Source organism: Saccharopolyspora sp. NPDC002686, from assembly GCF_040295745.1.
GTDB lineage: Bacteria > Actinomycetota > Actinomycetes > Mycobacteriales > Pseudonocardiaceae > Saccharopolyspora > Saccharopolyspora oryzae.
The window spans coordinates 1-8293 of sequence record NZ_JBEOVY010000338.1 but is presented as its reverse complement, the minus strand read 5'-3'; the positions used below and the strand labels follow the sequence as shown (position 1 = coordinate 8293).

The following is an 8293-nucleotide window of genomic DNA, read 5'->3' as shown; positions in this document are numbered from 1 at the left end:
GCACCTGGGGCAGGACGACCTGCCGGTGGACATCGCGCGGCGCATGCTCGGCGAGCACATCGCGATCGGCCGCTCCACGCACGACGTGGTGCAGGCCGACGCCGCAGCGGCCGAGCCGGGCGTGGACTACTTCTGCACCGGCCCGGTGTGGACGACTCCGACCAAGCCGGGTCGCGCGGCGGCCGGACTCGAGCTGGTCAAGCACGCGGCGGAGCACCGCGGGCACGGCCGGCCGTGGTTCGCCATCGGCGGCATCGGCCCGGACAACCTGGACGAAGCGCTGAAGGCAGGTGCCGAGCGCGTCGTGGTGGTGCGAGCCATCACCGAGGCCGAAGATCCCCGCGCCGCAGCCCGGGAACTCCGCGACCGGCTCCCCTGACCTGCACGAAAGCGACCCCCGGCCGGATGCCGGGGGTCGCTTCGCGTTCGGGGTCGATCAGCGGGTGAGCAGGGTCAGGCCGTAGGTGGACAGGATCGGGTTGACCGGCTGGAAGTAGGTCGTGCCGCCGGAGCTGCAGTCGCCCGAACCGCCCGAGGTGACGCCTTGGGCCTGGTCGTCGGAGATGAACGAGCCGCCCGAGTCACCGGGCTCGGCGCAGACGTTGGTGCGGGTCAGGCCGGTCACGGTGCCCTGCGGGTACTGGACCGTCTGGTTCTTGGCCTCGACCGATCCGCAGTGCCAGCCCGTGGTCGAGCCCGAGCGGCAGATCGCCGCGCCCTCGGCCACCTCGGTGGATCCGGCGACGTCGACGGTGGTGCCGTCGTAGCGGTTCACCTGCGGTTGCGGGGTGTCGGAGGTGACGCTCACCCAGGCGTAGTCGTTGCCGGGGAAGGTCGAGCCCTCGAACCGCCCGTCGGGCTGGGACGTGGTCGCACCGGTCTGGCCGCAGTGGCCCGCGGTGACGAACCCGCCCTGCACGGAGAAGCCGACCGAGCAGCGGGCACCGCTGCCGATGTAGTAGGCGTTGCCGCCGACCACGGCGTAGGTGCGCGGGTTCTCCATCGACTCGACGACCCGCACGGCCTGCGAGAGAACGCCCGTGGCCTGCACGAACTTGGCCGCCTGGGACGCGGATCCGGGCCGGGTGGTGACGATGACGGAGTTCTCCCTGGCCTGCGCGTACCAGCCCGAGACCGACTTCGGAGCGAAGTTGCTGTGCTGGTTGAGCCCGGCCACCACGCCGTTGAGCTGCTCGACGGTGAAGTCGGCCTTCTTCGGCACGGCGCCCATCGCGAGCACCTGGTTGAAGCGAGCTTCGTCGGTGGTCAGGACGACGAGCTTGCCCTGCGCGGCGTCGAAGTAGGCGCCGCCGTACGAACCGGCCAGCGTGCGGCTGAGCACCTGCTCCGCGCGGGTCGCGGTGGCCTGCTGGTCGAGCCGCTGCAGCGCTTGGTCCCGGGTCATCCCCAGGTCGCGCTGCATCGCGTCGAGCTGGGTGACCGCCGGGGTTTCCGGCGGGGCGGATCCGGTCGCGGTGGCCGGCATGGTGAGCGCGGCCACCGTCCCAGCTGCCAGCACCACGGTCCCGGCCACCCGGGCCGCGAGTCTGCGCTTCATCTGATGTCTCCTCCTGTGAGCTGGATCTCGCAACCCCCGTCGCGCGATCCAGTATCAGAGGACTACACCAGTCCCACATCCACCTTTTGCCCCATTAGGCACGAAACTCGGCCTGATCGAGGTAGCCCAATCGTCGTTCATACGAACGGTTTTCAGAGTTCAGCCTCGAGTCGTGAGCACTTCGGGGCGCTGGGGCACCCCGAAGTGCTCACGAGGGGCGGAGCTCAGTTCATCCGGGGGTCCTGGAACAGACCCGTCGGAGGCGCCGTTTCGGTCGGCTGCTCCGTCTGGGTCTGCTGCTCGGTCGGGACCTGCTCCGTCGTCGTCGGCTGCGTCGGCTGCTGGGTCGGGATCTGCTCCGTCGACGGCGGCTGGGTGGGCGGCGGCGTCGACGGGACCTCGGTGCTCGGCGCCGGCTCGCGGGTGGTGGTCTCCACCGGCTTCTCGACCTTGGTCGGCGGCGGCGCCACCTCCTCCCGGGGCTGGCGGTCCAGCACGTGGCCGAGCGTCGTGCCGCTCTCCTCGCCGGAAAGCGGACGGCCGGTGATCCCCTCGAAGCCGGTGACGACCAGCATGGCCAGCACGAACGCCACCACGCAGCTGGCCGCCGCCATCACCCAGCGCTTCCGGACCTTGCGCCGGTCGACCGGGACCGGGGACTCCTCCGGGACCTCCACCACCGCGGTCGACAGGTCGATCCGCTTGGTGCCCTCGGAGTCGACAACCTGCTCGCCGCCGGGCCACTGCATGCCCGGCGCGACGTGGATCCGGCGCGTCGCCTCCTCGCTCGCGGGTTTGGCCGGGTCGACCTTGCGCGTCGCCTCCAGCGAGAGGACGCGCGTGGTCTCCCCCAACGCCTTGCGCGCCTGCTCCGTCGCCTTGCGGGTCTCCTCGGACGACTTGCGGGCCTCCGCCATCTTGCGCAGCTCAGCAGGCAACTGCCGGGCGTGGACGCGGGTGGCCCGCTTGGCTTTCACCGCCGCGACCAGCGCCTTGTCCTTGGCGTTCTCGAACGAGCGCTGGTACAGCGCGCCGCCGACGGTGATGATCACGCTGGTCATGCCAGCGCCGATCACGGTGCCGGCGACCCCGAGCCGGGAACCCAGGAACGCCGCCGTCACCGACGCGGTGGCCGCCCCCGCGACCTGCGCCGGCTTGATGTCGATCTTCTTGGCCTTCTGCTCCTCGTCCGAGTCCTTCTCGTCCGGCTCGTCCAGCTGATCCTCTTTGTGCCTGACCATGGCTCCCACGCACTCAGAACGCACTCTCTCCAGAACGGAAAACGGCCGACGGCGCGGCTTTTCTCCTGATCAGCGCGTTTCGTGAGTACTCCCACTCGGTGTAACGCCAGGAGGGCACCCCGCGCGGCGGGATGCCCTCCTCGACGGCGTTGCGGTGGCGGCGCTCAGTTCGGCGGGTTCAGGCGGGCGACGAACTTGTACCGGTCGCCGCGGTAGATCGAGCGCACCCACTCCACCGGGTGCCCCTCGGTGTCGAAGGAGTGCCGGGACAGCAGCAGCATCGGCAGCCCAACTTCGGAGCCCAGCAGCTCGGCCTCCTCGGGGCTGGCCAGCGCGGTCTCTATCGTCTCCTCGGCGTGCCCCAGCTCGACGTCGAAGTTCTCGCGCAGCACCTGGTACAGCGATCCGCCGGACTCCAGCCGGCGGGTCAGCCCGCGGAACCGGGTCAGCGGCAGGTGGGTGGTCTCGATGGCCATCGGCTCACCGTCGGCCAGCCGCAACCGGCGCAGCCGCAGCACGGTGGCGCTGGGCTTGGTCTCCAGCAGCGTCGCCAGCTCCGGATCGGCCGGTTCCTCGACGACCTCCAGCAGCCGCGAGGTGGGCTGGCGCCCCTGCGCCCGCATGTCCTCGGTGTAGCTGCTCAGCTGCAGCCGCTGGGCGACCTTCGGCTTGGCCGCGAAGGTGCCCTTGCCCTGCACCCGCAGCAGCCGGCCCTCCACCGTCAGCTCGGCCAGCGCCTGGCGGACCGTGGTGCGCGAGACGTCGAACTCGGCGGCCAGCGATCGTTCGGTGGGGATGGGCGATCCGGGCGGCAGTGAGCGGAGCATGTCCAGCAGGTGCTGCTTGAGCCCCCAGTACTTCGGTTCTCGTTGCGCGCGCCCCGACGAGTCCGCCCCGCCGGACACGGACGTTTCGAGCATCGTTCCTCCTACCGCCACGAACCTTGCCGCCCCAGAAGCGTCGAAGTCGCCGCCTCGCCGAAGTCGTCCAGACCACCAGCATGCCCGAAGCGCGCGCCCCCGCGAGCGCCGCCGGGTCATCCGGGCCGGACGGCGATCTGCTCCCGAAGCTCAAGCCAGCCTTATGCGTGGATGAACAGTAACCCCGCGGACTCTTGACATCGGGTGTGCAACACCACAATCCTCACCTGCATTGGTCTACACCAAAAGCTTTGCAACTCCGCGACGCCGCGGAGGAAGGGGCGAAAATTGAAGACCTGGAGAGCGCTCGCGGCCGCCGCCGCGACGTCGTTGGCGCTGGCCGGATGCGGTGGGGGTCCCGGGGTCAGCGACAACACCCTGACCGTGTGGCTGATGGACGGGTCCGCGTCCGACGCGCTGATCGACGAGCTCAACAAGGAGTTCGAGCAGAGCCACCCGGGCATGAAGGTGGACTACCAGATCCAGCAGTGGAACGGCATCCAGGACCGGCTGACCACCGCGCTGGCCAGCGAAGATCCGCCGGACGTGATCGAGCTCGGGAACAGCCAGAACCCGCAGTTCTCCGCCGAGGGCACGCTGCTGGACCTCACCGCCGACGCCGACGCGCTGAACAAGTCGCAGTGGGTTCCGGCGCTGGGCGAATCCGGCGCATGGGAGGGCAAGCAGTACGGCGTGCCGTTCTACGCCGCCAACCGAGTGGTGGTCTACAACAAGCAGCTCTTCGACCAGGCCGGCATCACCCAGCCGCCCACCACCCGCGACGAGCTGCTGGGCGCCATCGCCAAGCTCGAGCAGACCCACGGCTCGGACCCCGAGTTCCAGTCGCTCTACCTGCCCGGCCAGTCCTGGTACGCGCTGCTGTCGTTCGTCTGGGACTCCGGCGGTGAGCTCGCCGTCCGCGACGGCGCCGACTACAAGGGCGCACTCGACACCCCGCAGGCCCGCGAAGGCGTCGAGTACTACCAGCAGCTCTTCGAGGAGTCGCGCACCCAGGCCGCGGCCGACATCGACGAGGCCAAGCCGCAGCAGGCCGAGATCTACGCCAAGGGCAAGGTCGCGATGATGATCGCGCTGCCCTGGGAGGTGCAGACCGCGGCCGAGACCAACCCGCAGATCACCGGGCTCACCAGCGCCTTCCCGATCCCGTCGAAGTACCCGGGCAAGACCGCGCCGGTGTTCCTCGGCGGCTCCAACCTGGCGATCCCGGCGGGCAGCGCCGACGCCGACGCGGCCAAGGACTACCTGAAGCTGCTGACCAGCCAGAAGTACCAGACCAAGATCGCCGAGAGCGGTGTGGTGCCGGGCGCCTCGCAGGACACCAGCGCGCTGGAGGGCAACCCGGTCAGCGCGGCGATGGCGATCGCGTCCAAGTCCGGCAAGGTGCCGCCGGCCGTTCCGCAGTGGGCCACCGTGGAATCCGGCCAGAACCCGCTGAAGGACATGATGACCTCGGTGCTGACCGGCCAGAAGAGCGTCGTGGACGCGACGATCGCGGCCAACGAGAAGATCACCGAGCTGCTGGCGGCGAAGAACTGACCATGACCGCCACGCAAACCCGCCCGGCGTCGGGCACCGCGGAACCGCCCGCGGTGCCCGGCGCCCGGCGCCGCACCTCGGTGTCGATGCCGTACCTGCTGCTGGCCCCCGCCGTGCTGGCGCTGGTCGTGCTGCTCGGCTGGCCCGCGGTGAACGTGATCATCACCAGCTTCCGGAAGCTCGACCTCGGCGAGCTCACCAGCGGCCGGGTCGTCTGGGCCGGGTTCGACAACTACGCGGAGGTCCTCGGCGGCTCGGACTTCTGGGTCATCGCGCTGCGGACCGTGGTGTTCACCGCCTGCATGGTGGCCGCCACGGTCGTGATCGCGCTGCTGCTGGCGCTGCTGATGCAGAACATCCCGGCGGTGCCGCGGGTGCTGCTGCAGATCAGCCTGCTGCTGGCGTGGGCGATGCCGCAGCTGGCCGCGACGACGGTGTTCCAGTGGATCTTCGACCAGCAGTTCGGGATCCTGAACAAGACCCTGGTGCTGCTGGGCTTCGACTCCTTCGAGCGCGCCGCCTGGTTCTCCAGCGGCACCAGCACGCTGACCGTGGTCGGCATCCTGATCGTCTGGCAGGCCGTGCCGTTCGTGGCGATGACGCTCTACGCCGCGCTGATCGGCGTGCCCAAGGACCTGTACGAATCGGCCGGGATCGACGGCGCGAACGCCCACCAGACCTTCGCCGCGATCACCTGGCCGCACCTCAAACCGGTGCTGATGATCGTGACGTTCCTGTCGATCCTGTGGGACTTCAAGGTGTTCTCGCAGGTGTGGGCGATCCGCGAGGGCGGCCCGAACGGGGAGAGCACCACGCTGCCGGTGCTGCAGTACCTCGAGGGCATCGCGGGCAAGCACTTCGGCGTGGCCGCCGCGGTCAGCGTGCTGATGGTGCTCGTGCTCGTCGTCGTCTGCGCCCAGTACCTGCGCCTGCTGCTGCGATCCCAGGAGGGTGAGCTGTGACGATCCGCCGATACGGGCTGTCCGCGCTGGCCCTGGCCATCGCGCTCGTCTTCGCGTTCCCGACGTACTGGATGGTGACCAGCTCGATCAAACCTCGCGGCGACGTGCTGTCCACGTCCTACGACCTGGTGCCCACCTCGGTCACCTTCGAGAACTACGCGACCGCGCTGTTCAGCTCGGACTTCCTGCGCTACCTGGGGAACAGCCTGCTGGTCACGCTCACCGCGGTGGCCTGCTCGCTGGTCGCGGGCACGCTGGCGGCGCTGGCGATGAGCCGGTTCCGGTTCCGCGGGCGCAAGGGCTTCCTGATGCTCGTGCTGGTCGCGCAGATGGTGCCGTTCGAGGCGTTGATGGTGCCGATGTTCCTGTTCATGCGGGACCTCGGGCTGTTGAACAAGCTGCCCGCGCTGATCCTGGTCTACTGGATCACCACGCTGCCGTTCACCATCTGGTCGCTGCGCGGGTTCATCGACGGGATCCCGGTCGACCTGGAGGAAGCCGCCATGGTCGACGGCTGCAGCCGGGCCGAGGCGTTCCGCCGGGTCACGCTGCCGCTGCTCGGCCCGGGTCTGGTGGCGACCTCGGTGTTCGCGTTCATCACCGCGTGGAACGAGTTCCTGTACGCGCTGGTGCTGATGCGTTCCGAGAGCCTGCAGACGCTGCCGGTGTTCCTGAAGACGTTCACCACGGCGTTCGGCACCGACTGGGGCGCGACGATGGCCTCGGCCACCTTGTTCACCTTGCCGGTGCTCGTGTTCTTCCTGGCGGTGCAGCGAAAGATGGTCTCCGGCGTCACTTCCGGAGCTGTGAAGGGCTAGCTCGGTGAGGCGGTCGTCGCAGTTCCGGGCGAGGATTGGCCGCGGGACCAGTCCCGGCTACGATTGGTCTAGACCTCGACTCGAAGGGATGGGCCCGATGACCGCCACCCATGGCCATCACATGGCCGACGAGATCCGCCAGCAGCCCGCGATCTTCGCCGACCTGCTGGCCGCTCGGGACGCGATCGCCCAGGTCGCGGCGACCGTCGCGGAGCGCCGCCCGCGGTTCGCGCTGCTCGCCGCGCGCGGCTCCAGCGACCACGCCGCCCTGTACGCGAAGTACCTCATCGAGACCCTGCTGGAACTGCCCGCCGGCCTGACCTCGCCGTCCACCACCACGCTGTACGGCGCGCAGCCGGACCTGACCGACGTGCTGCTGGTGTCGGTGAGCCAGAGCGGCGGCTCGCCGGACCTGCTGGAGGTCACCGAGTCCGCCCGCAAGCAGGGCGCCCTGACCGTCGCGGTCACCAACACCTCCGACTCCCCGCTGAACTCGGCCGCCGAGCTGTCGGTGGACGTCCGGGCGGGCCGCGAGACGGCGGTCGCGGCGACCAAGACCTACGGCGCCACGATGCTGGCGCTCTACCTGCTGGTCGACGCGATCCGCGGCGGCACCGGCGAGCAGGCGGCAGGGCTGCCGGAGCTGGCCGAGACGACCCTGTCGACCGGCCGGCAGGCGGTGGACGAAGCGGTCGGCCGCTACCGCTTCCTGGAGCGGATGGTCACCACGGCCCGCGGCTACTCCCTCGCGACGGCCCACGAAGCGGCGCTGAAGCTGGCCGAGACCAGCTACCTGTCGGCCCGCTCCTACAGCGGCGCGGACCTCCTCCACGGCCCGGTCGCGGCGGTCGACGAGGACACCGCGGTCCTCGCGCTGACCAGCCAGGGCCTCGGCGGCACGGCGATGCGCGAACCGCTGGAAGCGGTGGCCCAGCGCGGTGCGGACGTCTGCGCGATCGGCTCGGCGGCCGCGGACGTCCCGGCCGCCCACCGGATCCCGGTCCCGGCCTGCGCCGAAGAGCTGGCCCCGGTCCTGGAGATCCTCCCGGTCCAGCAGCTGGCCCTGGGCCTGGCCCTGGCCCGCGGCTTCAACCCGGACAACCCCCGAGGCCTGAACAAGGTCACCAAGACCCGCTGATCCAGCAGGCAGAGGCCCGTGAGCACTTTGGGTTGCCATGGGGGGGGTGATACCCCCCCCAAACAACCCCGCGCCGCCCCAACAGCACAGCCCCCCCCG

General features: G+C 70.1%; 8 protein-coding genes. 5 read left to right on the top strand and 3 right to left on the bottom strand.

The genetic code is table 11. The features are described from left to right. Positions 1–379, top strand: a 379-nt coding sequence (locus tag ABTZ89_RS31535; protein WP_351051575.1) for a thiamine phosphate synthase, incomplete at its 5' end; no start/stop codon positions are given. Positions 380–436: 57 nt separating this feature from the next. Here ABTZ89_RS31535 and ABTZ89_RS31530 read toward each other — a convergent pair. The 3 genes from ABTZ89_RS31530 to ABTZ89_RS31520 all read right to left on the bottom strand — a co-directional run bounded on the left by ABTZ89_RS31530 (position 437) and on the right by ABTZ89_RS31520 (position 3719). Next, complete coding sequence (locus ABTZ89_RS31530; protein WP_270951406.1) at positions 437–1558, bottom strand: S1 family peptidase; 1122 nt, start codon at positions 1556–1558, stop codon at positions 437–439. Positions 1559–1782: 224 nt separating this feature from the next. Beyond that, positions 1783–2799 carry a hypothetical protein gene (locus tag ABTZ89_RS31525; protein ID WP_351051572.1) on the bottom strand — a complete coding sequence of 339 codons (1017 nt, stop codon included), beginning with the start codon at positions 2797–2799 and terminating at the stop codon, positions 1783–1785. A 164-nt stretch (positions 2800–2963) separates the two neighbouring features. Continuing rightward, positions 2964–3719, bottom strand: a complete 756-nt coding sequence (locus tag ABTZ89_RS31520) for a GntR family transcriptional regulator (RefSeq protein WP_270951410.1) — start codon at positions 3717–3719, stop codon at positions 2964–2966. A gap of 288 nt (positions 3720–4007) precedes the next feature. Between ABTZ89_RS31520 and ABTZ89_RS31515 the strand changes: the two genes are divergently transcribed. The 4 genes from ABTZ89_RS31515 to ABTZ89_RS31500 all read left to right on the top strand — a co-directional run bounded on the left by ABTZ89_RS31515 (position 4008) and on the right by ABTZ89_RS31500 (position 8194). Next, the gene (locus ABTZ89_RS31515; RefSeq protein ID WP_270951412.1) at positions 4008–5276 is read left to right on the top strand and encodes an extracellular solute-binding protein; all 1269 of its coding nucleotides are present in this window, start codon (positions 4008–4010) and stop codon (positions 5274–5276) included. Next, a complete protein-coding gene (locus ABTZ89_RS31510; RefSeq protein WP_502949625.1) occupies positions 5273–6238 on the top strand; it encodes a carbohydrate ABC transporter permease in 966 nt (321 codons plus the stop codon). Before ABTZ89_RS31515 ends, ABTZ89_RS31510 begins: the two co-directional genes overlap by 4 nt. Beyond that, entirely contained in the window at positions 6235–7056 is an 822-nt protein-coding gene (locus tag ABTZ89_RS31505) for a carbohydrate ABC transporter permease (RefSeq protein ID WP_270951416.1), read from the top strand. The genes ABTZ89_RS31510 and ABTZ89_RS31505 overlap by 4 nt, the downstream gene beginning before the upstream one ends. An 88-nt stretch (positions 7057–7144) precedes the next feature. Beyond that, entirely contained in the window at positions 7145–8194 is a 1050-nt protein-coding gene (locus ABTZ89_RS31500) for an SIS domain-containing protein (RefSeq protein ID WP_408641900.1), read from the top strand. Positions 8195–8293: the final 99 nt, after the last annotated feature.